22 protein-coding genes are annotated in these 23,950 nt (G+C 67.4%); 6 read left to right on the top strand and 16 right to left on the bottom strand.

Annotation, left to right across the window (positions count from 1 at the left end; all coding sequences use genetic code 11):
- Positions 1–467: 467 nt before the first annotated feature.
- From ASD86_RS07505 to ASD86_RS07490, 4 genes are all read right to left on the bottom strand, one after another.
- Positions 468–1,097 (bottom strand): hypothetical protein, encoded by a 630-nt coding sequence (locus tag ASD86_RS07505; protein ID WP_157476288.1) that lies wholly within the window; start codon positions 1,095–1,097, stop codon positions 468–470.
- A 275-nt stretch (positions 1,098–1,372) separates the two neighbouring features.
- The gene (gene rnhB / locus ASD86_RS07500; protein ID WP_235567701.1) at positions 1,373–1,948 is read right to left on the bottom strand and encodes a ribonuclease HII; all 576 of its coding nucleotides are present in this window, start codon (positions 1,946–1,948) and stop codon (positions 1,373–1,375) included.
- A 106-nt stretch (positions 1,949–2,054) separates the two neighbouring features.
- The gene (lpxB, locus tag ASD86_RS07495; protein ID WP_082578141.1) at positions 2,055–3,299 is read right to left on the bottom strand and encodes a lipid-A-disaccharide synthase; all 1,245 of its coding nucleotides are present in this window, start codon (positions 3,297–3,299) and stop codon (positions 2,055–2,057) included.
- Between the two features lie 307 nt (positions 3,300–3,606).
- A complete protein-coding gene (locus ASD86_RS07490; RefSeq protein ID WP_056108873.1) occupies positions 3,607–3,855 on the bottom strand; it encodes a hypothetical protein in 249 nt (82 codons plus the stop codon).
- A 421-nt stretch (positions 3,856–4,276) separates the two neighbouring features.
- Between ASD86_RS07490 and ASD86_RS27725 the strand changes: the two genes are divergently transcribed.
- Both ASD86_RS27725 and ASD86_RS07480 read left to right on the top strand, forming a co-directional pair.
- Entirely contained in the window at positions 4,277–4,585 is a 309-nt protein-coding gene (locus ASD86_RS27725) for a hypothetical protein (RefSeq protein WP_056108870.1), read from the top strand.
- Positions 4,586–4,863: 278 nt separating this feature from the next.
- Positions 4,864–6,114 (top strand): heparin lyase I family protein, encoded by a 1,251-nt coding sequence (locus tag ASD86_RS07480; RefSeq protein WP_157476286.1) that lies wholly within the window; start codon positions 4,864–4,866, stop codon positions 6,112–6,114.
- 171 nt (positions 6,115–6,285) lie between these two features.
- Here ASD86_RS07480 and ASD86_RS07475 read toward each other — a convergent pair whose 3' ends face one another.
- From ASD86_RS07475 to ASD86_RS07425, 11 genes are all read right to left on the bottom strand, one after another.
- The gene (locus ASD86_RS07475; protein WP_056108864.1) at positions 6,286–6,780 is read right to left on the bottom strand and encodes a hypothetical protein; all 495 of its coding nucleotides are present in this window, start codon (positions 6,778–6,780) and stop codon (positions 6,286–6,288) included.
- Positions 6,781–6,790: 10 nt separating this feature from the next.
- On the bottom strand, positions 6,791–7,579 hold the full coding sequence (lpxA, locus tag ASD86_RS07470; protein ID WP_056108855.1) for an acyl-ACP--UDP-N-acetylglucosamine O-acyltransferase: 789 nt from the start codon (positions 7,577–7,579) through the stop codon (positions 6,791–6,793).
- Positions 7,580–7,598: 19 nt separating this feature from the next.
- Entirely contained in the window at positions 7,599–8,054 is a 456-nt protein-coding gene (gene fabZ, locus ASD86_RS07465; protein ID WP_056108852.1) for a 3-hydroxyacyl-ACP dehydratase FabZ, read from the bottom strand.
- 185 nt (positions 8,055–8,239) lie between these two features.
- On the bottom strand, positions 8,240–9,268 hold the full coding sequence (gene lpxD / locus ASD86_RS07460) for a UDP-3-O-(3-hydroxymyristoyl)glucosamine N-acyltransferase (protein ID WP_056108849.1): 1,029 nt from the start codon (positions 9,266–9,268) through the stop codon (positions 8,240–8,242).
- A 26-nt stretch (positions 9,269–9,294) separates the two neighbouring features.
- Positions 9,295–11,769 (bottom strand): outer membrane protein assembly factor BamA, encoded by a 2,475-nt coding sequence (bamA, locus tag ASD86_RS07455; RefSeq protein ID WP_056109224.1) that lies wholly within the window; start codon positions 11,767–11,769, stop codon positions 9,295–9,297.
- Positions 11,770–11,897: 128 nt separating this feature from the next.
- A complete protein-coding gene (gene rseP, locus ASD86_RS07450) occupies positions 11,898–13,262 on the bottom strand; it encodes an RIP metalloprotease RseP (protein ID WP_056108846.1) in 1,365 nt (454 codons plus the stop codon).
- 7 nt (positions 13,263–13,269) lie between these two features.
- Positions 13,270–14,508 (bottom strand): 1-deoxy-D-xylulose-5-phosphate reductoisomerase, encoded by a 1,239-nt coding sequence (dxr, locus tag ASD86_RS07445; protein WP_056108843.1) that lies wholly within the window; start codon positions 14,506–14,508, stop codon positions 13,270–13,272.
- A 292-nt stretch (positions 14,509–14,800) separates the two neighbouring features.
- On the bottom strand, positions 14,801–15,673 hold the full coding sequence (locus tag ASD86_RS07440) for a phosphatidate cytidylyltransferase (RefSeq protein WP_056108841.1): 873 nt from the start codon (positions 15,671–15,673) through the stop codon (positions 14,801–14,803).
- Positions 15,670–16,440, bottom strand: coding sequence for a polyprenyl diphosphate synthase (uppS, locus tag ASD86_RS07435; protein ID WP_056108838.1), 771 nt, complete (start codon positions 16,438–16,440; stop codon positions 15,670–15,672). Before uppS ends, ASD86_RS07440 begins: the two co-directional genes overlap by 4 nt.
- A 160-nt stretch (positions 16,441–16,600) precedes the next feature.
- Complete coding sequence (gene frr, locus ASD86_RS07430; protein WP_056108835.1) at positions 16,601–17,158, bottom strand: ribosome recycling factor; 558 nt, start codon at positions 17,156–17,158, stop codon at positions 16,601–16,603.
- Between the two features lie 287 nt (positions 17,159–17,445).
- Positions 17,446–18,618 carry a cation diffusion facilitator family transporter gene (locus tag ASD86_RS07425; RefSeq protein WP_157476284.1) on the bottom strand — a complete coding sequence of 391 codons (1,173 nt, stop codon included), beginning with the start codon at positions 18,616–18,618 and terminating at the stop codon, positions 17,446–17,448.
- A gap of 191 nt (positions 18,619–18,809) precedes the next feature.
- Between ASD86_RS07425 and ASD86_RS07420 the strand changes: the two genes are divergently transcribed.
- Both ASD86_RS07420 and ASD86_RS07415 read left to right on the top strand, forming a co-directional pair.
- Positions 18,810–19,196 carry a BlaI/MecI/CopY family transcriptional regulator gene (locus tag ASD86_RS07420; RefSeq protein WP_036113719.1) on the top strand — a complete coding sequence of 129 codons (387 nt, stop codon included), beginning with the start codon at positions 18,810–18,812 and terminating at the stop codon, positions 19,194–19,196.
- A 1-nt stretch (position 19,197) separates the two neighbouring features.
- Complete coding sequence (locus ASD86_RS07415) at positions 19,198–21,426, top strand: M56 family metallopeptidase (RefSeq protein ID WP_056108832.1); 2,229 nt, start codon at positions 19,198–19,200, stop codon at positions 21,424–21,426.
- A 213-nt stretch (positions 21,427–21,639) separates the two neighbouring features.
- Here the strand turns inward: ASD86_RS07415 and pyrH are convergent, their stop codons facing one another.
- Entirely contained in the window at positions 21,640–22,362 is a 723-nt protein-coding gene (gene pyrH / locus ASD86_RS07410) for a UMP kinase (protein WP_036113722.1), read from the bottom strand.
- A gap of 347 nt (positions 22,363–22,709) precedes the next feature.
- Here pyrH and ASD86_RS07405 point away from each other — a divergent pair, with 347 nt between their 5' ends.
- Both ASD86_RS07405 and ASD86_RS07400 read left to right on the top strand, forming a co-directional pair.
- The gene (locus tag ASD86_RS07405; RefSeq protein ID WP_056108830.1) at positions 22,710–23,402 is read left to right on the top strand and encodes an AIM24 family protein; all 693 of its coding nucleotides are present in this window, start codon (positions 22,710–22,712) and stop codon (positions 23,400–23,402) included.
- Positions 23,403–23,484: 82 nt separating this feature from the next.
- Entirely contained in the window at positions 23,485–23,892 is a 408-nt protein-coding gene (locus ASD86_RS07400; protein WP_157476280.1) for an integron, read from the top strand.
- The last annotated feature ends 58 nt before the right edge of the window (positions 23,893–23,950 follow it).

Genomic DNA, 23,950 nt, shown 5'->3' with positions numbered 1-23,950 from the left:
CGCGGACTCCGTTGCGACTGCGTGGCGAGCTGGAGCGAAGCACTCCTTCGCGATTGCGACGTCACGCCAATCCGCGGCGAATCAGTTCCCCCCTTTGTAAAAGGGGGGCTAGGGGGGATTTGCTTTTGCTCGTACTGCGCGCAGCCGAAGCAAAAGCAAATCCCCCGCGCTGCGACGACGGTTCAGACATCAAGCTGACGCCGGGCGCTGGCCCCCTTTGTCAAAGGGGGCGAATTGACGCGTTTTTGAGCGGATCGTGTTTCCGGCGCGGTCGCAATAAATCGACGCGCGACCGCGATGAGTCGACATGGGTATTCAATCCGTTCGCCTCGCCCGCACGATCGACATGTAACGCGATAGAACCGCGGCGCGACAGACCCGTGGTTCCGTCGATACGACCAGGACGGTTGTTCCCATGAACGCTGCCTCTTTTTGAAAAGAGCGCCAAGAGGATTCGCCCCCGCGTATCAAGCCACCCGAAACACCGGTTCCGGCGTGCGCCCATTGACGTAATGGCTGTCGCTGACCCGCGCCTGATGCTGCAGCAAGGCCAGCTCGGCCAACCGATCGCGCACCCAGGCCGCGCGCTGCTGCGCCGCATCGCCAACGGGATGTTCGATCCGCCGGTACGCGCAGAAATCGCGGAAATCCTCGGCTTCGGCGGCGAACGCCGGCCACGCCAGTTCGATCAGCAGCACGTCGTCGAGCAGGCCGAGCAAGGGCACGCGGTCGGGAATCAGGTCGTCGCCGTCGTCGACATAGGCGAACAGCTGATCCAGGCGCCGACGCAGGGCCGGGTCGCAATCCCAGGCCTCGTCGGCGGCCATCGCGCGCAGGTCCTGCAGGCACTGCAGGCGTTCGTCGATCGCCCGTCGCGCCTCGCTGGCGGGCAGCGCGGCGAGCCAGCCGGCCAGGCGTTGCAGGCGGGTGGCATCGACCCGCGCGGCATCCGGGTTGAGTTCGTGGACCAGGGCATCGAACGCGGCGATCGCCGCCGGGGTGATCGCCATCGCCGGCTCGAACGGCGGCAGGTGGCGCGGCAGCGCGCTGTCGCGTTCGAACGGCAGCGGTTCGGGGGTCGGGGTGGGATGAGGCATGCGCATGGAACACCTCGCGTCCGGCCGATGGATGGCGGCGGTGCGTGTCGCGGGCCGGGAGGGCGACGCGGACCGGTACGCAGTCGAGCCGCGACTGCGATGCTGCGACTGTGGGCCTGTCGAAGTGTGAGCGCGAGCGCTTGAAGTCGCTGTGACCCATGGCACGGGTGACGCGTTCAGCCGACCAAGGGTCGCGGCGAAGGGAACTCCGCGGCGGTGCGCACGGCCTGATCGGCGCGCTGAACAACGGCGGCGCGCAGGCTGCGGCCTGATCCTCAGAACAGCGGCAGATTTTCCATCGCGACCCGCACCGGGGTGAAACTGCGCCGGTGATGCACGCAGGGGCCGTGCTGGCTCAATGCCGCCAGATGGGCGGCGGTCGGGTAGCCCTTGTGCTGGTCGAAGCCGTAGTGCGGGAAGCGCTCGTGCAGGCTGCACATGGCGCGGTCGCGCGCGACCTTGGCCAGGATCGAGGCGGCCATGATCGAAGGCTCCAGCGCGTCGCCGCCGATCAGGGCTTCGCCGCGGCAGGGCAGGCCCTTGGGCAGGTGGTTGCCGTCGACCCGGACCAGATCGGCCTGCGGCGCCAGCGCCACCACCGCGCGGCACATGCCGAGCATGGTCGCCTGAAAGATATTGACCCGGTCGATCTCCTCGACTTCGACGAATTCGATCCGCCAGGCCAGCGCGCGTTCGAGGATCAGCGGGTACAGCGCCTCGCGGCGGGCGTGGCTGAGTTTCTTGGAATCGTCCAGGCCGTCGATCTTGCGGCGCGGGTTCAAGATGACCGCCGCGACCGAGACCGGGCCGGCCAACGGCCCGCGTCCGGCTTCGTCGACGCCGGCGATCAGGCGCGGCTTGGCGCGCGCCGGGCGCGCGGCGGCGTCGGCCGGTCGCTGCGGCTCGGCGGGCGGTGCATCCGGTGCTGGAAACAGGCTGTCCACGAAAGGCGGCGGCTCAATGCGACGGCGGGGCGACAGCCGCATTCTCGCCGATCAGCTCGATGATGGCGTCGGCCGCGCGCGCCGAGGCGTCGCGCTTGAGTTCCAGATGGATGCGCTGGAATTTCGGCAGCAGCGCCGCGCCCGCGGCCGGGTCGCGCAGCCAGCGCAGGCAGGCGCCGGCCAGGTTTTCCGGGGTGCAGTCGTGCTGCATCAGCTCGGGCACCAGCACCTCGCCGGCCAGCACGTTGGGCAGCGCGTAGTGATCGACCTTGAGCATGCCCATGCGCTTGGCCATGAAATAGGTCGCGCCCGACAGCTTGTAGGCGACCACCATCGGCCGCTTGGCCAGCATCGCCTCCAGCGTGGCGGTGCCCGAGGCGAGCAGGACCACGTCGCTGGCGACCATCACCGTGCGCGCGCCGCGATCGACGATGCGCAGCGCCCGGCGCAGGCGTTCGCCGTCGGGATGGGCGGCGAGAATGCGTTCGAACGCCGCGCGCGAGGCCGCGTTGGCCATCGGCGCGACCACGCCCAGGCGCGGCTCGGCCGCGACCATCAGCGCGGCGGCGGCGATGAAGTCGCCGGCCAGGCGCTCGATTTCGCCGACCCGCGAACCCGGCAGCATCGCCAGCACCGGCGCTTCGTCGTCCAGGCCGAGGTTCATGCGCGCGTCGTCGCGATCGGGATGGATCGGCATCTCGTCGGCGAGCGGATGGCCGATGAAACGCGCATCGACGTTGTGTTTGGCGTAGATCGGCGGCTCCATCGGAAACAGGCACAGCACCCGGTCCGCGCTCAGGCCGATCTTCTGCGCGCGTTTCTCGCGCCAGGCCCACACCGACGGGCTGACGTAATGCACGGTGCGCACGCCGCGCTGCTTGAGCCAGCGCTCGACCCCGAGATTGAAGTCGGGCGCGTCGATGCCGATGAAGGCGTCGGGCTTCCAGTCGAGCACGCGCTGACGCACGTCGCGGCGCAGGCGCAGCAGGCGCGGCAGGTGCTTGAGCACTTCGGCCAGGCCCATCACCGCCAGTTCGCCGGCGTCGAACCAGGTGTCCATGCCGGCCGCGCGCATCTGCTCGCCGCCGATGCCGACGAATTCCGCGCCGGGGTAGCGGTGCTTGAGTTCGGCGATCAGGCTCGCGCCGAGCAGGTCGCCGGAGGCTTCGCCGGCGATCAGGGCGAAGCGCGGCGGCGGCGGGGGTGGCGCGGGGAAAATCTCGTCGATCGGCGCGGGGGCGGGTGCGGCGGCATTCATCGGTCGAAGGGGCGTTCCGGTTTCGAACGGCGGCCGGGTCCGGGCGAACACGAACCGCGGCGGCCAGTCAGTGGAGTGGGCATGGCAGCGCATTCTCGCCCGGAAACGCTCCGGGCATGGGCCATTGTCGACCTCGGACGACACTTGTTGCCAAATGGCGTGATCGACATCAACTTTCATGGGCAATAGGCTCATCGCCGTCGCCCCCGCGATCGCCGCGGCTTCGGCGGTGACGGCGATGTGCGATGCGGGAGCCGACGGGCGGGGCGGGCACGACCAAGCCGACCTGCCCTCCGGCCTATTCGGCTCATCCGTCGCGTTGCCTGGCTCCGAGCACGCCGTTGCCAAGCCGCGGCAAGTCGAGCGGATTTGCCGCCTTCAATTCGTTGGGGAGCAAGTCCTCCGGCCAGCCCTGGAACGCGATCGGCACGAGCCGGCGGCGCATCGCGGTGATGCCGACCGATGTGCGCAGCGGGTGGGTCGTCGACGGCAACAGCCCGCTGTGCCCCAGGCTCCAGACGACCGCTACGCCGGTGGGCCAGACGTTGTAGACCACGCGCCCGGCGATCCGCGCAGTGCCTCGCGCGCGCTCGCTGTGGCCGTCGCGTCGGCGTTGGCCGCATGCACGCTCGCGCTGACGTTCCTCGATGCGACCGGGCTCAAGGTGCCGGCCGACGTGCAGGGGCGCAGCCCGCTGCCGATCCTGGGCCGCTGTCCACCCAAGGAATGGCGTACCGCCATGTACTACCGCTCCTGTTGCCGCGGCGAGCGCAACATCAGCCCGCAGTACGGCATTCGCACCGCCACGCACAAGCTGATCTATTCCTGGGCGTTGGATCAGTGGGAGTTGCACGACCTGCGCCGCGATCCGCGCGAGATGCGCGACATGATGTACAGCAAGCCTGCCGATAATGCTTCGCCGCACAAGTTCAAGCCGCACAAGACGTATCCCTGTCGCGACTTCGGCGCGAACATCGATGGGCGGCTGCGTCCGGTACCCGATCGACTGTTCAATCAACGCCGAGGCGATGAGCTTGCGGCGAGTGGAAAGCTTCGTGTCCTACGAATACCGGAAGCCGACGCCCCGCCCTGCGGTCGTCTTCGACAAGCGCAAGGCCGACGCCAAGCCGGAGACGTTCGTCACCGTGATCTATCCGTATGCGGATGTCGCGCCGGTCATCGTCGTGAAGGAGCGCGCCGGCAATGATTTGATCGGCGGGACGCGTGATCTGACGATAGCCGTCGATGCGGTCGAGCGCAGGGTCCGGGCCTCGCTTCAGCCATGATGACGCGAGGCCCTGTTCGCCAGGTGCATAGGGAGGATGCATGTTTCGGCACGTGTCGCCTTGAGCTGCAAGGTGCCCGCGATTTGTGCGTAATCAGATTCGCATTTCGGCATGCCGTTTAAGTAATGGTTGCATATTGCGAAATGCAATGAATAAAAAGTGATCGTGGTTGCGCGACGCGCAGGCGTTCGCTGAGATTCTCAGCCGCGCACCACATCCCGACATGGACCGTCGCAACGGTTGGGAGAAGTCCGGTTGTATTCGCATCGGCGCTTCTGGTGTGCTGCGATCTGATCGGAGCAAGTCGAATGAACAGTCACGTTCGGATTCTCTCGCTGTTATCGGTGATGGCTTTTTCCACGGTCGCGCAAACCGTCGCTGCGCAGGACAGCGAGGAAGGCGCGGAAGATTTCGAGGCGGTCGGGACGCCGACGGCCCAGTGCACGTACCAGATGGGTTGGATCGTCGGCAGCTACAACGCCACCCAGACCCAGGATTACGATCCCAGTTGCGTGTTCCACTTCCGCAAACCGACCCACGGTTTATCGGTCGCGCTGATCGGCAACAACCACCAGGGCAAGGCCGCCCGGACGGCGGTGTTGCCCGGGCCGGGCGAGGTCGATGTCATCGATATGTTGTTGCAGGATGCAAGCGACAACACGCTCGCCGACGGCAGGCGCGGACGTCAGGAAGTCACCGCTTGCTTTTTGACGTCCGATCAGTTCAAGGCGTTGAGCGCGCAGGAGCAGGCGTTTCGTCGCGCCGCCAACGACATCTACAAGGGCTGCGCGCCGCAGGGCCGTGAGGCGATGTTCTACAACTTCACCCTGTCGTTCGCCGGAGGAAATCCCGAGCGGATGGATGCGATTGTCATGCAGATGCACTCGGTCAACGACAAGGACAAGTACTGCGTGCCCAATCGCGCGCAAGACCGCGACATATGCACCGAAACCATCGGCAAGGTCACGACCCTGTCGCCCAGGACCGAACAGAATTATCTGCAGACCAAGAAGGCGATCGAACCGCTGGGCGGTACGTTCGAAAGCGGTGGCCATCCGCCGCTGAGTTTTCGCGTCAAGGACGGCATGTTCAGCATCGTCGCGACCAGCAGCATGACCGAGTTCACGCCGGCGAAGTCTTGCGTGCAGGCGGTCAACACGGCGGAGGTCGGTAAAACCAAAACCTGCGCCGACACCGGTAAAACCACGACGGTGTTGTTCAGGCGGAAGATGACCGAGGACTTCATGCCCGCGCAGGGCGAATTGTCGTTCGCGGTCTTCGTCGAATGGTCGAGACGGCAAGTAAACGCGGGCAAAGTCGAAGTCACGCCCGGGCAGGTGATCGTCTATTACCAGCCGCCTGGCCAGGCCAAGATGCGATTGGTCGACCAGAGGCTGATCATCGGTACCGGCGATGCGGAACCGCCCTATTTCAAGGCGGGCGTGTATCGGCAGAACGGCAATGCCGAGCCGACCTTGGTGCGGCTGAAGGATCTCGAGGCGATGCCGCTCGGCGCCCCTCCGGGGTGAAAGTGACCTGCGCGATGAGCGTGTTGGCGGCCGGACCATGCAAGGGCCTGATGCCGGCGCTAACGGGTGTTCGCGGCGGCGCTCCGCGTGTTCGCCGCGATGCGGGGTAGCGCCGAGGCCCCTCGATCGATGAGCCGAGCCGGTTGCGCCATGCGCGCGGCGTGACGCGGCTCAACGGGCGTAGTGACGTTCCAGTTCGGTTTGATATTGCGCGCGATCGAATACGAATCGCAGCGGCGCGCCCGGGGGGAAGGCGCTTTGTGCCGGATTTTCGCCCGGATGAGGGGCGAGCATGGGGCCTTGATCGTCCTCGAAGGTGATCTGCTGCCACACGACGTGATCGCCGTCGAATTCCAGCACGCAGGAAATCACCCCGCAGTAGTCGCTGCCGCAGTGGCAACGGTACAGCACGTGGCGGCCGCTGCCGTTCTGGTTGTATGACGGTTCGCGGCCGAGAAACAGCGCCAGGCCGCGCTCGCGCAACGGCGGCGATTGGCGCAGGTCGAGGTCGCTGCCGCAGTTGCCCAGGTCGCGTTCGACCCCGAGCCAGTCGGCAAGCGAACGATCGTCGACGAATATCTCGGCGACCTCGGTGCGATGCGCCACGCCGTCGATTTCGTATTCGACGACGTGGTGTCCGATGCGCAGCCGCTGGACCGACGTCATCGCGCCGAACTCAGCGCAGCAGTGGCCGCTCGCCGTTGCCGATGAAGTCCAGCAACGCGCGCACGTCCGGGCTGTCGGCGGCCAACTCTTCGAGCTTGGCGCGCGCTTCGTCGAGCGGCGCGCCGGACACGTACAAGGTGCGGTACGCGCGCTTGATCGCGCTGATGCGCTCGGCGTCGAAGCCGCGGCGCTTGAGCCCTTCGCTGTTGATCCCGCGCGGACGGCCGTAGCCGTCCTGGGCGACCATCACGAACGGCGGCACGTCGCCGTTGACCAGCGCGCCCATGCCGATGAAGGCGTGCGCGCCGATCCGGCAGAACTGATGGATGCCGGAGAAGCCGCTCATGATCACCTGGTCCTCGACCACGACGTGGCCGGCCAGGGTCGAGTTGTTGGAGAACACGCAGCCGTTGCCGACCTGGCAGTCGTGGGCGACATGGGTATACGCCAGCAGCCAGTTGCCGTTGCCGATGCGGGTGACGCCGCCGCCGTTGCCGGTGCCGCGGTTGACGGTGACGAACTCGCGGAACACGTTGTCGTCGCCGATGTGCAACGCGGTGCGTTCGCCGGCGAACTTCTTGTCCTGCGGGTCGCCGCCGATCGCGCACTGGGCGTAGAAGCGGTTGTTGCGGCCGATCGTGGTCGGGCCGTGGACCACGCAGTGCGGGCCGAACACGGTGCCGTCGCCGACTTCGACTTCCGCGCCGATGTAGACGAACGCACCGACCACGACGCCGTCGCCGAGTCTGGCGCCGGGTTCGACGAAAGCGGTGGGATGGATGCTCGCGTTCGTGTTCATCGAGTGGGCACTCATCGAATCAGTCCTTGGCCTCGGCGCACATGATGTCGGCGCAGGCGGCGACCTGGCCGTCGACGCGGGCCACGCCGGTGAACATGGCCATGTTGCGGATCATGCGCTTGAGCGTGACTTCCAGTTCCAGCCGGTCGCCGGGCACGACCATGCGCGAGAACCGCGCGCCGTCGATCTTGACCAGGTAGAACGAACGCCCGGCGGCGACGCCGCCGTGCGAAATCTGGGTCAGCAGGCCGCCGGCCTGGGCCAGCGCCTCGACCACCAGCACGCCGGGCATGACCGGATTGCCGGGGAAATGGCCATTGAAGAAGGGCTCGTTGCAGCTCACGTTCTTGTAGGCGAGCACGCGCTTGTGCGGCTCGAGCTCGACCACCCGGTCGATCAACAGGAACGGATAGCGGTGCGGCAGCAGCTTCTGGATCGCCGTCACGTCGAGCGGGAGTTGCAGGGTATGGCTCATCTTCAATTCGTCCTATGTCGCATCTGTTGCAACACCGCGTCGTGCATTGATGCCCGCGTCGGTGTGCGGCCCCATCGTCGGTTGCGCCCGCCCGGTGGAAGCGCGCGTGGCCTATTGTCCCGCAGATTCCCCGGCGGGTGGGGCGGCACCGTATGGAGCGCCGTCGCTGGTTCGTCGGCCAGCCCCTAGCCGGCGTCGCCGTCTTCGCGCGCGCGCGCGGTGCGTCGCGCGATCGCGTCGAGCTGTTTGAAACGCGCGGCGTTCTTGCGCCAGCTGCGGTTGTCCATCAGCGGCGTGCCCGAGGAATATTCGCCGGGCTCGCGGATCGAGCTGGTGACCAGGCTCATCGCGGTGATGGTGACCTTGTCGCAGATTTCCAGATGGCCGAGCACGCCGGCCGCGCCGCCGATCAGGCAATAACGGCCGATCTTGGCGCTGCCCGCGGCGGCCGAGCAGCCGGCCATGGCGCTGTGGGCGCCGATGTGGACGTTGTGGCCGATCTGGATCTGGTTATCGAGGCGCACGTCCTCCTCGAGCACGGTGTCCTCGATCGCGCCGCGGTCGATGGTGGTGTTGGCGCCGATCTCGCAATCGTCGCCGATGAGCACGCCGCCGAGCTGCGGCACCTTGAGCCAGCGGCCGGCTTCCATCGCCAGGCCGAAGCCGTCGGCGCCGAGCACCGCGCCGGGATGGATCAGCACGCGCTGGCCCAGGCGCACGCGGGTCACCAGGGTCACCCGCGCGATCAATTCGCAGCCGGCGCCGACCGTGCAGTCTTCGCCGATCACGCAGCCCGGGCCGATCATCGCGCCGGCTTCGATGCGGCTGCGCGCGCCGATGCTGACGAACGGGCCGATGTGGGCCTCTGGCGACACTTGCGCGTTGGAGTCGATCACGGCGGAAGCGTGGATGCCGGGCTCGCGCACCGGCTTGGGTTCGAACAGCGCCGAGATCTTGGCGAACGCGGCGTAGGGATCGCGCGCGATCAGCGCGGTGCCGGCATGCTCGCGGGCATCATCTTCGCGCATGACCACGATGCTCGCCTGGCTGGCGAGCAGTTGCGCGCGGTATTTGGGATTGGCCAGGAACGCGAGCTGGCCGGGGCCGGCCTTGGCCAGCGTGCCGACGCCGCTTACCCGCGCGTCGGCGTTGCCGTGCAGGCCGAGCGCATAGCGCTCGGCCAATTCGCGTGCTGAGTAACTGAGTTCGTCCACGTCGCCTTGCGGTCCGCAGACCGCGCTCAGAACGTACCGCCGAAGGTGAACTGCAGGCGCTCGAGTTCGTCGCCGCGATCGAGCTTGGTGGCGCCGTCGGCGCTGTAGATCGGACCCTGCTTCTTGAACGGGAACGCGTAGCTGATCGAAATCGGACCCATCGGCGAACGCCACATCAGCGCGACACCGGCCGAGGCGCGCAGTTCGCCCGCGTCGAAGGAGTCGTAGTCCTTGTACACGTTACCGAAGTCGACGAACGCGGACACGCGCGCGGCTGGCGTATCGAGCAGGGTCGGGAAGTACATTTCCAGCGAGCCGGTGGTCTTGAACGCGCCGCCCAGCGGCTGGGCGAAGGTGCTGCCCACGCCCGGCGATTCGCGCGGACCCAGGGTGTTGTCGGTGAAGCCGCGCACCGAACGCACGCCGCCGGCGTAGAAGTTTTCGAAGAACGGCAGGCCGGTGGCGGTGATCGTTTCCGGCGGAAGCGGGCCGTTGGGACCGTCGCGGTCGATCACGCGGCTGGTGTCGCTGCCGTAGCTGTCGCCGTAACCGAGTTCGGCGCGGGTGTTGAGCACCAGGTGGCGCGACAGCGGCCAGAACTTGGAGAAGTTGTAGTTGATCTTGTAGTACTCGACCGTCGAACCGGGCAGGGTCGCTTCCAGCCAGATGCGCTGCTGGGTGCCGGCGGTCGGGGTCAGCGCGTGGTTGAGGCTGTTGCGGCCCCAGCCGATCTGCGCGCGCCATGCGTGGAAGGTGCGGTGACCCAGCGCATCGAGGTAATCGATGATGCTGGCCGGCGCGGTGCCTTCGAAGGCGAGGATTTCGTTGCTGTCGATGCCGATCAGGCCGGTCACCGAGTCGGTCTCGGTCAGCGGAATGCCGAGCACGACCTGACCGGTGCCGCTGGTGGTCGAGTACTGCGCGGTGTTGAAGTCGGAATAATCCAGCTCACGCCACGACAGGTTGTAACCCAGCGACACGCCGTCGTCGGTGAAGTAGGGGTTGGTGTAGGAGAAGTCGTAGCGCGACTGGTAGTAGCTGCGCTGCGCCTGCACCGACACGCGGTTGCCGCTGCCGAGGAAGTTGTTCTGCGACAGCTGCACCTGGGTGGTGAGCTTGCCGAGCTGCGAATAACCCAGGCCGAACACGAAGCTGCCCGAGGTGGTTTCCTTCAGGTTGTAGACGATGTCGACCTGATCGTTGGTGCCCGGGACCGGCTTGCTCTCGACGTCGACCGTCTCGAAGTAGCCCAGGCCCTGCAGGCGGATCTTGGAACGGTCGATCGCGGCCTGCGAGTACCAGGTGCCTTCGAACTGGCGCATTTCGCGGCGCAACACTTCATCGCCGGTACGGGTGTTGCCCTTGAACACGACCCGGCGCACGTTGACGCGCGGACCGGGCACGACCTGCATGTTGATGCCGACGGTCTTGTTCTCGCGGTTCACGTCCGGAATCGGATTGACCTGCGCGAACGCGTAGCCGACGTTGCCGAGCGCGGCGGTGATCGATTCGGAACTGACCTCGAGCAGGCGACGCGAGAAAATCTGTTCGGGCTTGACGATGACCAGCTTCTCGACCTGGTCCTTCGGCAGCACCGTGTCGCCGGTGACCTGCACGCTTGCGACCTTGTACTGTTCGCCCTCGGTCACGCCGGCGGACAGGAACATGTCCTGGCGGTCCGGGCTGATCGAGACCTGGGTCGAGTCGATGCTGAAATCGACGTAGCCGCGGTCGAGGTAATAGGAGTTGAGCTTTTCCAGGTCGCCGGAGAGCTTTTCGCGCGAGTACTGATCGTCGCGGCGGTACCAGCTGAGCCAGTTGTGCTCGCGCGATTCCCAGCCGTTGACGATGTCCTTCTGCTCGAACTTGTCGTTGCCGATCAGGTTGATGTGGCGGATCTTGGCCGCCTTGCCTTCCTTGACGTTGATCGTGATGTCGACGCGGTTGCGGTCGAGGCGGTTCACCGACGGGGTGATCTCGACGTTGTACTTGCCGCGGTTGTTGTACTGGCGCGCCAGATCCTGGGTGACCTTGTCGAGCGCGAGGCGGTCGAAGGTGTCGCCTTCGGCCAGACCGATTTCCTTCAGGCCCTTGAGCAGGTCCTCGGACTTGATGTCCTTGTTGCCGGTCAGGGTCAGCTTGTTGATCGCCGGACGCTCGCTGACGGTCACCACCAGGATGTTGCCCTGGCGGTCGAGCTGCACGTCTTCGAAGAAACCGGTCTTGTACAGCGCGCGGATGGCGTCGCCGGCCTTGGCCGTGTCCATGGTGTCGCCGCGTTCGACCGGCAGGTAGGTGAACACCGTGCCGGCGGAAATGCGTTGCAGGCCGTCGATGCGGATGTCGCTGACGGTGAACGAGCCCGGGCCGGGCGCGTTCGGCGCGGTGCCCCCGAGGGAGAACGGATCGGCCGACTGGGCCAACGCGGGAATCGCCGGGGCCGAGGTCATTGCCGTGGCAAGGGCGAGGGCGAGCAGGCGGCGATTAGGAATTCGCGTCATCATTACGTCCGTTGGGGGCTGGTCTGCCAGCGTGAATGCACGCGGGCATGGGGCGAAGCGGGCCGGTTAGGCGGGGTAGATTAAGGCAGGCGTTGTAGCAAAGCGTTCGTTCGAGCGTCAGGCCGGCATCAGCGCACCAGGTTGTTCAAGATGTCGTTGTAGAACGCCAGGCCCATCAGGCTCGCGATCAACGCCAGGCCGACGAAATGTCCGGCCGCCATGACCCGTTCGCTGACCGGGCTGCCTTTGACCAGCTCGATAAGGTAATACAGCAGGTGTCCGCCGTCCAAGATCGGGATCGGCAGCAGGTTCAGGATTCCCAGGCTCAGCGACAGCATCGCCAGCAGCTGCAGGTACCAGGCCGGGCCGTTGCTGGCGTAGGCGTTGGCGGCGCGGCCGATGGTGACCGGGCCGGCGACGGTGTTCTGGATCGAGACCCGGCCGGTGAAGGCGCGGCCGATCATCGCGAACAGTTCGCGGGCCTGATGGACGCTTTCGCGGAACGCCGCCGGCACCGCGTCGATCGGGCCGTAGCGCAGGACCGCGTCGCGCTTGGGCTCGCGGATGGTGGCCGGAGGCGCCACGCCCAGGCCCCAGAATTCCTCGCCGTTGTCGCGCTTCATGCGCTTGGGCGCGATTTCCAGCGCCAGCCGGTCGCCATTGCGGGCCACTTCGATCATCGCGTTGCCGCCGCGTTCGCCCAGGCGGCCGACGGCTGGCGCGATGTCGTTCCAACTGGCGATCGGGTCGCCGTCGATGGCGGTGATGCGGTCGCCCTCGGCAAGCACGCCCCAGGCCGCTTCGCCGGGGCTGATCCGGCCGATCACCGCCGGAATCAGCTGATGGCGGCCGCTCAGGCCCATCACTTCGACCGCGCGGCGTTCGTCGAACGAAGCCGGCAGCTTGGACAGGCGCAGATGGCGGGTCAGCTGGCTGCCGTTTTCGCTGCGCACCTGCACCGCGACGTCGTCGCGGTCGAGCGCGTGCGGGATCAGCGCCATCTGCACCTCGCTCCAGGTCGGGGTGACGCGGTCGCCGATCTGCAGCACGGTATCGCCACGGCGCAGGCCCGATTCGGCGGCGATGCCGTTGACGCTGCCGACCACCGGCGCGAAGTCGGGGCGGCCGATCACGAACATGCCCCACAGGAACAGCACGCACAGGATCAGGTTGGCGGCCGGGCCGGCGGCGGTGATGGCGATGCGCTGCCACACCGACTTGCGGTTGAACGCCTGCGCCGCGAGCGTTTCGCCGACTTCGTACTCGCGCTCGTCGAGCATCTTGACGTAGCCGCCCAGCGGAATGCGGCCGATCGCATATTCGGTGCCGTCCTTGCCGACACGCATCCACAGCGGCTTGCCGAAGCCGACCGAGAAGCGCAGCACCTTGACCCCGCAGCGGCGCGCCACCCAGAAGTGGCCGAATTCGTGCAGGGTGACCAGCACGCCGAGGCTGATGATCAGCCACCACAACGAGCCCAGGATTTCGCTCATGGCTGCCTCAGGCTCTTTGACCGATCGCCTGCTCGGCGTGGCGGCGGGCCAGGGCATCGGCCTCGCGCAGCGCCGCCAGCGAACTGGCCGGGGTGGACGGGAGCGCGGCGAGGGTGTCCTCGACCAGCGCGGGTATCGCTAGGAAACCGATGCGCCGCTGAAGAAAGGCTGAAACGGCCACTTCGTTGGCGGCGTTGAGCACCGCCGGGGCGGTGCCGCCGGCGGCCAGGGCCTCGAAGGCCAGGCGCAGGCAGGGAAAGGCGTCGAGATCGGGGCGCTCGAAATCGAGTCGGCCATGGGCCAGCAGGTCGAGCCCGGCGACCCCGGATTCGATCCGCTCCGGCCAGCCGAAGCCCACCGCCAGCGCGGTGCGCATGTCGGGCAGGCCGAGCTGGGCCAGGGTCGAGCCATCGACGAATTCGACCAGCGAATGGACCAGGCTTTGCGGATGCACCAGCACTTCGATGCGATCGCCGCCGACCCCGAACAGATGGTGCGCCTCGATTACTTCCAGGCCCTTGTTCATCAAGGTGGCTGAGTCGACCGAGATCTTCGGACCCATCGACCACTTCGGGTGGGCGACCGCCTGTTCGGGCGTGACCTGGCCCAGGTCCGAACGTGTACGGCCGCGGAACGGCCCGCCCGATGCGGTCAGCAGGATCCGCTTCAGACCGGGCTGCGAAGCCGGGTGGGCGTGCTGTGCGCCGCCGGTTTGCGCGGCGCCGTGCTCGGCCACGCGCAATTGCGCCGCCGGCAGGCATTGGAAGATCGCGTTGTGTTCGCTGTCGATCGGCACGATGCAGGCGCCCGATTCGTGCGCGGTCTGCATCAGCAGTTCGCCGGCCAGGACCAGCGATTCCTTGTTGGCCAGCAGCAGGCGCTTGCCGGCGCGCGCCGCGGCCAGAGTCGAGGACAGCCCGGCCGCGCCGACGATCGCCGCGACCACGGTGTCGCAGGCGTCGGACGACACCAGTTCGACCAAGGCGTCGTCGCCGCAATGGGCCACGGTCGCCAGGCCGCGCTCACGCAGGCCGTCGCGCAAGGCGGCGTAGCCGGCCGGGTCGGCGATCACCGCGTGATCGGGGCGATGGCGTTCGCACAGCGTCAGCAGCGCATCGACCTTGCCGCCGGCGGCGAGCACGGTGGCGCGCAGGGCGTCGCCGTGGCGGGCGATCACGTCCAGCGCCGAAGTGCCGATGGAGCCGGTGGCGCCGAGGACGGCGACGTTGCGGGCGGGGGCGGTCATGCGCGGGTCTCGCAGCGGTTGCCGCGTTCGATCAGGGCTGTGTGGTTGAGAGCAAAAGCGAATCCCGCTCGGTCCCCCTTTTGCAAAGGGACGGGCCGCCGCGTATCAACGCCGCTTGGCTTATCGGAAGCGCGCGAATTATCTGCTTCGTCTGCGCGACGCAGGCTTTGCGAATACGTCCCGTCCCGTCCCTTTGCAAAAGGGGAGCAGGGGGGATTCGCTTTTTGCGCAACAGCGAGCGCAGCAGCGCTACCAGCCAGCGAAAAACCACCACCGTCGACAAGGCTCATCATCAAAACTCAAAAATCGCCTTGCCCAGCGCGAACACCGGCAACGCCGCAAGCACGCCGTCGATGCGATCCAGAATGCCGCCGTGCCCCGGAATCAGATGCCCGGAATCCTTCACCCCGACATGCCGCTTGAGCAGGCTCTCGAACAAGTCACCGACCACCGAGAACAGCATCGCCACCAGCGACACCAGCGCCACCCACGGCAGCTGCGCGGTGGTCGCGCCGGCCAGCATCGAGAACCCCACGCCGGCCGCGACGCTGGCGATGGCGCCACCGACCAGACCTTCGACGGTCTTGTTGGGGCTCACCCGCGGCGCGAGCTTGAGCATGCCGAACTTGCGTCCGGCGAAATACGCGCCCGAATCGGCCGCCCACACCACCGCCAGCGCGGTCAGCAGCCACCAATGGCCGACCGGCAGGCCGCCCAGGCCGATCGGGCCCTCGGCGTGGATCCAGGCCATCGCGCACCAGGCCGGGATCACGCTCAGCGCGGCCGCGGCGAGCTTGAACATGCGCGCGTAGGTGCGGTGATCGCTGGCGAAATTGAAGCGCTGCAGCCACAGCAGCGCCAGCAGCCACCAGACCACGCCGACCAGCGAGGCGATCTTGAACAGCACCATCGATGGCGCCTGCGCCGCGCCCAGGCCGCTGGTGCGCGAGGCCCACACGATCGCCACCATCAGCGCCATGTGCACCACCAACAGCACGGTGCGCGACAGGGTGTCCTCGATCTCGGCCAGGTCGAACCATTCCCACAGCCCGATCAGGAACAGCACCGCGGTCAGCGCGATCACCCACGGCGTCGACAACAGCAGGATCGCCGCGATCGCGACAGGCGCCATGACCAGCGCGGCAAGCAGGCGGGTTCGGGTCATTCAACAGTCTCGTTGGGCTGGGCGAGCGCGATCTGCGCCCCGGTCAGGCCGAAGCGGCGTTCGCGGCTGGCGAAGTCGTCCAGCGCGGTCTGCAGCAGGTCGGCGTCGAGTTCGGGCCACAGCGCTTCGGTGAACCAAAGTTCGGTATAGGCCAACTGCCACAGCAGGAAATTGCTGATCCGGGTGTCGCCGCCGGTACGAATGAACAGGTCCGGCGCCGGCAGCTCGGCCAGCGACATGCGCGAGGCCAGCAGGCGTTCGTCGATCGCCTCCACCGCCAGGGTGCCGGCCGCGACCTCCGAGGCCAGCGAACGCGCGGCCTGGGCGATGTCCCAGCGGCCGCCGTAACTGGCGGCGATGCTCAGGTGCAGGACGGTGTTGTTGCGGGTCTGGCGCTCGGCCGCGGCCATGCGCTCGCGGATCTTTTCGGAGAAGCGTTCGCGTTCGCCGATGAAGCGCACCCGCACCCCGCGCCGGTCGAGTTCCTCGACCTCGCGCTCGAGCGCATTGAGAAACAGTTTCATCAGCGCGCCGACTTCGTCCTCGGGCCGGCCCCAGTTTTCGCTGGAGAACGCGAACAGGGTCAGCGCCTGGACGCCGCGCGCGATGCAGAAATCGATGCAGACGTTGACCGCGCGCGCGCCGGCGCGGTGGCCGATGATGCGCGGCCGGCGCCGCCGTTCGGCCCAGCGGCCGTTGCCGTCCATGATGACGGCCAGGTGGCGCGGGATGCGTGCGGGCGCGGCGTTGGCGGGCTCGGAAGGCATGGCGCCGATGATGAAGACCTCAGGCTGCGGATGGAACGGCGGGTACGGACGGGTGGGGCGGCACAGTCTGGGGCGGGCTCGATCCAGGCAGCCCAGTGCTGGACCCGCACGCCGCGCAGAAGTTCAGTGATCCGAACTCGGCGGGCGCGGGCCCGGCGGTTCACACCGCCATCAGTTCCTGTTCCTTGGCCTTGACCACGCCGTCGACGTCCTTGATCGCGCTGTCGGTGATCTTCTGGATATCGCCTTCGAAGCTGCGCAGTTCGTCCTCGGTGACCTTCTTGTCCTTGAGCAGTTCCTTGGCCTGATGGTTGGCATCGCGGCGGATGTTGCGGATCGCGACCTTGGCGTCTTCGCTCTGGGCGTGGACGACCTTGGTCAGTTCCTTGCGGCGTTCTTCGGTCAGCGCGGGCAGGTTGATGCGGATCACGGTGCCGGCGGTGTTCGGGGTCAGGCCCAGGTCGGAGGCGAGGATGGCCTTCTCGACCGCGCCGACGATCTGCTTTTCCCACGGGGTGATGGTCAGGGTGCGCGCGTCGCTGACCTGCACGCTGGCGACCTGGCCCAGCGGCATTTCGGAACCGTGATAGTTCACTTTCAGATGATCGACCAGCGCGGTGGACGCGCGCCCGGTGCGGATCTTGGTCAGATCGTGGCGAAAGGCTTCGACACTCTTGGTCATGCGGTTCTGAGAGTCTTTCTTGATGTCGTTGAGCATCGCCGGCTCCGTTCCAGTAGCGGTAATCGCGGGATTATATGGGCTCGGGCGGGTTTTGCGGGCCACGCGGTCCCGGCGCGGACGCCCGCGCCGGCCCGGATCGGCGAAATTGACGAGCGTTCGCGGTCGTTCGAGGGGATGCGGCGATGCTCCGCGCGCAGCACGAATGCAGGCGATGCGTCGCAGGGGATCACGTTTTTGCGCGGGATTGGCGCCGTTGCGTTCAGGCCCGGCGGCGAGGGCGGCGAGGTGGCCCGGGGTTTTCGCTGCGATGCAGCATGCGGCGCTCAGGGCCGATGGCTGTGCTGGCGCGGGCGGTCGTGCGGGTGGTTTTCGTGGGTACGGTCGTCGTGAGAATGGCCGTCGTGACCATGACCGCGGTCATGGTCATGGCCAGGTGGATGACCGTGGTCATGGTCATGCCGCGGATCATGGTCATGGTCATGGTGCGCGTGGCCGTGGCCGTGATCGTGCGCACGATCCGGCGCATGCGCATCGTGCCCCTGCCCGTCGTGCTCGTGCGCCTCATGCCCATGTGCATGCGCGTGCTCGCCGTGCGGAGCGCGGTCGTGACGATCATGCTCGCAGGCGCGGCCGTGCTCGACCTGCAGGGTCGGGTGATTGATGCCGAAGCGGCGGTCGAGTTCGCGGTTGAGGCGATCGATGAAAACGTCGTGATCGTGATCGTCGGGCCGCACGATGTGCGCGGTCATGGCGATTTCGCCCGCGCCCAGCGACCAGATGTGCAGATGGTGGATCGCCTGCACCCCGGGCTGCTGGCGCAGCAGGGTTTCGACTTCGCCGCGATCGATGCCGCGCGGCACCGCGTCCATCGCCGCGTTGAAGGCTTCGCGCAGCAGGCCGAAGGCGCCTACCGCGACCACCGCGCCGATCAGCAAGGCGATCGCCGGGTCCAGCCAGGCCCAGCCGGTCAACCACATGCCGGCGCCGGCCAGCACCGCGGCCAGCGACACCGCCGCGTCGGCCATCAGGTGCAGAAACGCGCCGCGGCGGTTGAGGTCGTGATCGTGCCCGTCGCGCACCAGCCAGGCCGCGCCGAGATTGACCGCGATGCCGAGCGCGGCGACCACTATCACCGGCAGCGCGGGAATTTCCGGCGGCGCGTTGAAGCGGCGGATCGCTTCCCAGGCCAGCGCGCCGGAGAAACCCACCAGCAACAGCGAATTGGCCAGCGGCGACAGCAGGGTCGCGCGCCGCCAGCCGTAGGTGTGGCGCGCGGTCGGGGTGCGCTTGGCCAGCACCGCCGCGCCCCAGGCCAACGCCAGGCCGAGTACGTCGCCGAAGTTGTGCAGTGCGTCCGACAGCAACGCCAGCGAATTGGTCATGAAGCCGTAGCCGGCTTCCAGCGCGGTATAGGCCAGATTGATCAGGGTTACCGCGGCGAATGCGCGGGTGCCGCTGACGCCGTGATGGTGGCCGTGGTGACTGTGCGAGTGCATGGGCGAATGCTGTCACGGCCGCGCCCGCGAACACTATTACAGGCCATCGCGCCGGCGGTTTAAACCATGACCGGCGTCGGCGAATCCCATTGCCGGGTGTCGTCGCGGACGAGGGCGGCATGACTTCAGGCACGTTGACTACGTTTGTAGTCAAAGCAACTATGACTACAGCTGTAGCCATGAGGGGCGACATGAACCGCAAATCCATCGGCGACCAGGAACTGGCGCTGCTGCAATATCTGGCCGAGCAGGGCGACGCGTCGGTCGGCGAGGTCGCAAGCGGCTACGGCGAACCGCGCGGGCTGGCGCGTTCGACCGTGCTGACCATGATGGAGCGCCTGCGCGCCAAGGCCTATCTGCGCCGGCGCAAGGTCGGCGGCGTGTACCGCTATTCCACCGCGACCCAGCCCGACGACGTGATGCGTTCGGCCGTCGGCAAGTTCGTCGCCAACACGCTGCAAGGCTCGGTCTCGCCGTTCGTGGCGTGGATGTCGCAGCGCGCGCAAGTCAGCGACGACGAACTGGCCGAACTGGAAAGTCTCGTCGCCGATCTGCAATCGCGGCGCAAGGAGGATTGAGATGACTCTGGATTGGATCGGCGACATCCTGCTGCCGCGTTTGCTCGCGGCGGGATTGCAATCGTTGGTGGTGGTCGCGGCGGTGTGGCTGCTGTGCCGTTACCTGCGTCTGAGCGCGGCGCTGCGTTGCTGGTTGTGGTGGTTCGCCGCGTTCCAGTTGTTGCTCGGCGCGCTGTGGCCCACGCCGTTGAGCCTGCCGTTGTTGCCGGCGTCGTGGGATCAGGCGAGCCAGGCCGCGAACGTCGCAGCGGCGGCGCCGCAGTTATCGTCCTCGGCGCAATTGCCGTTCTTCGTGACGAAGGGCGCGACAGACGCCACGTTCGCCGCGGCAACCACGCCCAGCGCGCACTATCTGACCCCCGACTGGTTGTCGTGGCCGCTGGTGTTCGCCGCGCTGTGGCTGTCCGGGTTTCTGCTGGTCGCCTTCGCCAGCGTGCGCGGCTATGCCGCCGCGTGCCGCCGCATTGCCGCATCGCGGCCGTGCGAGCAGCCGCAAGTGCTCTCGACCTATCGCGCGCTCGGCGACAGCCTGGGCATGAATCGCCTGCCGCCGCTGCGGGTGTCGGCGCAGATCGATTCGCCGCAGCTGATCGGCCCGCCGGCGACGGTGCTGCTACCGCGCGAACGCTTGCCGCATCTGAGCGGCGACGAACTGGCGATGGCGCTGCATCACGAACTGGTCCATGTCCGCCGCCGCGATCTTTGGTGGGGCTGGGTGCCGGCGCTGGTCCAGCACCTGTTCTTCTTTCATCCACTCGCGCATGTGATCGCCCGCGAATACTCGATCGCGCGCGAAGCGGCCTGCGACGCGGCCGTGCTCGACAGCCGTCGCTATGCCGCCCACGACTACGGGCGTTTGTTGTTGCGTCTTGGCGTCGCGCCGCGTCCCGCGGCCGGTGTCGCCAGCGCGTCCCCCACCTACACGATTTTGAAGAGGAGACTCATCATGTTGCAGAACGCGACTTCGTCCTCGCACCTGGGCGGTTTGATCCTGACCGCCGCCATCGTCCTGGTCGGCCTGGTGCCGTATCGGGTGACCGCGGCGGCCGGCGATCGCGCGCCGCAATCGCAATCGCGCAGCGTGTCGATCCATTCCTCGGACAAGAGCGGCGAAACCCGCATCACCGAGCTCATCAATGGCGGCGATCCGCTGGTCTGGGCGGTCAAGGGTGATCAGTACTACAAGGTGGGCGCGGACGGCAGCTACCAGCCGGTGACTGATGCGGCGACCCGCGCGCGTCTGCGGCAACGCATGGACGAGTCGCGCCGGGCGGCGGTGGATGCGGAGAAAGCCGGTCGCGCGGCCGAGCAGGCCGGTCGCGAGGCCGAACGTGCCGGACGCGAAGCCGAGCGCAACGCGCAAGCCGCCGGCGTCGCGGCGCAGCGCGCGGCACGCGATGCCGAACGCGCCGGGCGTGACGCAGAACGCCAAGCGCAGGCGGCGAGCGTGGCGGCCGAGCGCGCGGCGCGCGACGCCGGACAGCAAGCCCGGCTCGATGGTGAGCAGGCGCGGCGCGATGCCGATCAGGCCAAGCGCGATGGCGAACAGGCGCGACGCGATGCCGCTCAGGCTCGCCGCGACGTCGAGCAGGCCCAGCGCGATGCCGAACAAGCCAGGCGCGACGCCAGCCAGCATGGGCTCGACAGCGCGCAGCATCGCCGCGATATCGAGCAGGCCCGACGCGATGCCGCCCAGGCGCGTCGCGATGCGCACCTCTCCGCGCCGGAAGCCGCGCAGATCCGTCGTATCGCCGAGCAAGCCAGGCGCGATGCCGGCCGCCATGCGATGAGCAAGGCCGAGATCGCGCGCATCTCCGAGCAAGCCCGACGCGACGCGAGCCGCTACGCAATGAGCCCGGCCGAGATCGCCCGCATCACCGATCAGGCCACGCGCGACGCGAGCCGCTACGCGATGAGCCCGGCCGAGATCGCCCGCATCACCGAGCAAGCCAAGCGCGACGCGAGCCGTTATGCGATGAGCCCGGCCGAGATCGCCCGCATCACCGAGCAGGCCAAGCGCGACGCGAGCCGTTATGCGATGAGCCCGGCCGAGATTGCGCGCATCACCGAACAGGCCAAGCGCGACGCGAGTCGCTATGCGATGAGCCCGGCCGAGATCGCGCGTATCACCGAGCAAGCCAAGCGCGACGCGAGTCGCTACGCGATGAGCCCGGAGGAGATCGCGCGCATCACCGAGCAGGCCAAGCGCGAAGCACAGGTGTGGCGCTGATGTCGCAGGACGGCCGCATGCTGGCGCGTTGAACCGGCCGGCGGCGCCTGATCGGCCGCGCATGTGAATCAGCGAGGCGACGGCGCGCGGGAAACCCGGCGCCGTACGCAAAAAGACCCGCCATCGGCGGGTCTTTTCGTTCGGGAATGAGAGCTAGGCTGCCGGCGATCGACCGCCGGTTTGCGCAGGCCGCATGGCCCGGTCGATTTGTCTTCAGCCGCGGCCCTGCACCAGCGTGCCGATGTTCTCGCCGCGCAGGATCTTCAGCAGCACGCCCGGCTGGCCCATGTCGAAGATGCGCAGCGGCAGTTCGCTGTCGCGGCACAGCGCGAACGCGGCGGTGTCCATGACCTGCAGGTCGCGGGTGATCACCTCGTCGTAGCTGAGCTTGTCGAAGCGCACCGCGTCGCTGTGCTTCTTCGGGTCCTTGTCGTACACGCCGTCGACCTTGGTCGCCTTGAGCAACAGGTCGGCGCCGATCTCGATCGCGCGCAGCGCCGCGCCCGAGTCGGTGGTGAAGAACGGGCTGCCGACGCCGGCGGCGAAGATCGCCAGACGGCCTTTTTCCAGGTGGCGGATGGCGCGGCGGCGGATGTAGTCCTCGCACACGTCGTTGATCTTGATCGCGCTCATCACCCGCACCTTGGCGCCGAGCTTTTCCAGCGAATCCTGCATCGCCAGCGCGTTGATCACGGTGGCCAGCATGCCCATCTGATCGCCGGTGACCCGGTCCATGCCGCCGGCCGCCAGGCCCGCGCCGCGGAAGATGTTGCCGCCGCCGATCACCAGCGCGATTTCCGCGCCGGCCTGCTGGACTTCGATGACTTCGCGCGCGAGCCGGCCGATCACCTTGGGGTCGATGCCGTAGTCCTCATCGCCCATCAATGCTTCGCCGGAGAGTTTCAACAGGACACGGCGATACACGAGCTGGGACATGGGCGGTCTCGGGGGAGGCGGAAAACGTGGCGAATTGTAGCTCAAGCGCCGCGCGCGCAGGCATGCGCGAACGGGCCGCTGCGCGATTGCGGGGGCGGCGCCGCACCTGTCCAGGCCGTCGCGGGCCGCGGATTCGCCGGACGAATCGGGGCGGGACGCTGCAATCATGCCGCTCGCGCCGGTTTGCGCCACGCGGCGATCGGGCGCGCGCGGCGTTCGAAAACCGTGATGTAAAAGGCGGACACGGGAGGACCGGGTATGATCCGGCCGCCGGTCCAGCCACTGGAACCGCCGCCGCGCGCGCCCACCGTGAGGCCGCCGCCGCGCATTACCCAAGGAGATGGAAAGTGTCGATCAAGAACCTCAACGAATTCGTCGAAGCGTCCAAGCAGAAGGATCTGAGCGCCGAAGCGTTCGAACTGGAAAGCTCGCACCTGCTGGAAGTGAAGCTCAACGGCCGCGTCTGGGCCAAGTCCGGCTCGATGGTCGCCTACCGCGGCGGCGTCAAGTTCGTGCGCCAGGGCATGCTCGAGCAGGGCCTGGGCAACCTGCTGAAGAAGGCGATCAGCGGCGAAGGCACCCAGCTGATGAAGATGGAAGGCCAGGGCCGGGTCTACATCGCCGACGCCGGCAAGAAGATCACCCTGCTGCGCCTCAACGGCGAGTCGATCTTCGTCAACGGCAACGACGTGCTCGCTTACGAAGACGGCGTGGCCTCGGACATCAAGATGATGCGCAAGGTCTCGGGCATGATGTCCGGCGGCCTGTTCAATATCAAACTCAGCGGCAGCGGTGTGGTCGCGATCACCTCGCACTACGAGCCGCTGACCCTGGCGGTGACCCCGGACCAGCCGGTGTTCACCGACCCGAACGCGACCGTCGCCTGGTCCGGCGGCCTGAGCCCGGACATCGTCACCGACATCTCGCTGGGCACCTTGTTCGGTCGCGGCTCGGGCGAGAGCATCCAACTCAAGTTCTCCGGCACCGGCTGGGTGGTGGTGCAGCCGTACGAAGAAGTGTATTTCCAGCAGACCAGCTGATCGCACCATGGCAAGACTCGCGCGCGCCGTTGCGACGGCGCGCGCTTTGGCCATCTGCAAGGAGGCAGTGATGAAGGCAACGATGAGCGTTTACCTTGGTGCCGCGATGGCGACCGCGTTGATGCTGCCGGCCGCGCCGATCGGGGCCGCGCCGCCACGCGCGGTACCGGTGCAGGTCGGAGGCGACGAAGTGCTGGACGCCTGCGGTTCGCTCGCGCAGGTCAGGGGCCTGAAAGCCGATGGCGATGGTTTTCTCGCGGTGCGCGCCGGGCCGGGCACCGCGTACGCGATGCTCGATAAGCTCGGTAATGGCCGCGAGGTGTACCTGTGCGACGGCAATGGCGACGGCGAATGGTTCGCCATCGTCTATCCGACCGCGCCCGGAATGAAGTGCGAGGTCGGCTCGCCGATCGCCAAGAAGCGGGTGTATCGCGGGCCGTGCAAATCCGGCTGGGTGAGGTCGGCGTGGGTTGAGGTGATGGCGGGTTGAGTCTTCAGCGCCATTTTTCTGGATCGTCGTTCTCGAAGGCGGCTGAGCTTTACTTCGG

This window comes from Lysobacter sp. Root690 (genome assembly GCF_001427785.1).
Lineage (GTDB): Bacteria > Pseudomonadota > Gammaproteobacteria > Xanthomonadales > Xanthomonadaceae > Lysobacter.
The sequence above is the reverse complement of the archived record's forward strand: the minus strand, read 5'-3'. Positions and strand labels throughout refer to the sequence as shown.

Bases quoted from the DNA above. Each gene is read 5' to 3' on its own strand.
- ASD86_RS07505 (WP_157476288.1), bottom strand. From the start codon at position 1,097: ATGCCTCATCCCACCCCGACCCCCGAACCGCTGCCGTTCGAACGCGAC.
- lpxB (WP_082578141.1), bottom strand. From the start codon at position 3,299: ATGAATGCCGCCGCACCCGCCCCCGCGCCGATCGACGAGATTTTCCCC.
- ASD86_RS27725 (WP_056108870.1), top strand. From the start codon at position 4,277: ATGGGCGGCTGCGTCCGGTACCCGATCGACTGTTCAATCAACGCCGAG.
- ASD86_RS07475 (WP_056108864.1), bottom strand. From the start codon at position 6,780: ATGACGTCGGTCCAGCGGCTGCGCATCGGACACCACGTCGTCGAATAC.
- lpxA (WP_056108855.1), bottom strand. From the start codon at position 7,579: ATGAACACGAACGCGAGCATCCATCCCACCGCTTTCGTCGAACCCGGC.
- fabZ (WP_056108852.1), bottom strand. From the start codon at position 8,054: ATGAGCCATACCCTGCAACTCCCGCTCGACGTGACGGCGATCCAGAAG.
- bamA (WP_056109224.1), bottom strand. From the start codon at position 11,769: ATGACGCGAATTCCTAATCGCCGCCTGCTCGCCCTCGCCCTTGCCACG.
- rseP (WP_056108846.1), bottom strand. From the start codon at position 13,262: ATGAGCGAAATCCTGGGCTCGTTGTGGTGGCTGATCATCAGCCTCGGC.
- dxr (WP_056108843.1), bottom strand. From the start codon at position 14,508: ATGACCGCCCCCGCCCGCAACGTCGCCGTCCTCGGCGCCACCGGCTCC.
- ASD86_RS07440 (WP_056108841.1), bottom strand. From the start codon at position 15,673: ATGACCCGAACCCGCCTGCTTGCCGCGCTGGTCATGGCGCCTGTCGCG.
- uppS (WP_056108838.1), bottom strand. From the start codon at position 16,440: ATGCCTTCCGAGCCCGCCAACGCCGCGCCCGCACGCATCCCGCGCCAC.
- frr (WP_056108835.1), bottom strand. From the start codon at position 17,158: ATGCTCAACGACATCAAGAAAGACTCTCAGAACCGCATGACCAAGAGT.
- ASD86_RS07425 (WP_157476284.1), bottom strand. From the start codon at position 18,618: ATGCACTCGCACAGTCACCACGGCCACCATCACGGCGTCAGCGGCACC.
- ASD86_RS07420 (WP_036113719.1), top strand. From the start codon at position 18,810: ATGAACCGCAAATCCATCGGCGACCAGGAACTGGCGCTGCTGCAATAT.
- ASD86_RS07415 (WP_056108832.1), top strand. From the start codon at position 19,198: ATGACTCTGGATTGGATCGGCGACATCCTGCTGCCGCGTTTGCTCGCG.
- pyrH (WP_036113722.1), bottom strand. From the start codon at position 22,362: ATGTCCCAGCTCGTGTATCGCCGTGTCCTGTTGAAACTCTCCGGCGAA.
- ASD86_RS07400 (WP_157476280.1), top strand. From the start codon at position 23,485: ATGAGCGTTTACCTTGGTGCCGCGATGGCGACCGCGTTGATGCTGCCG.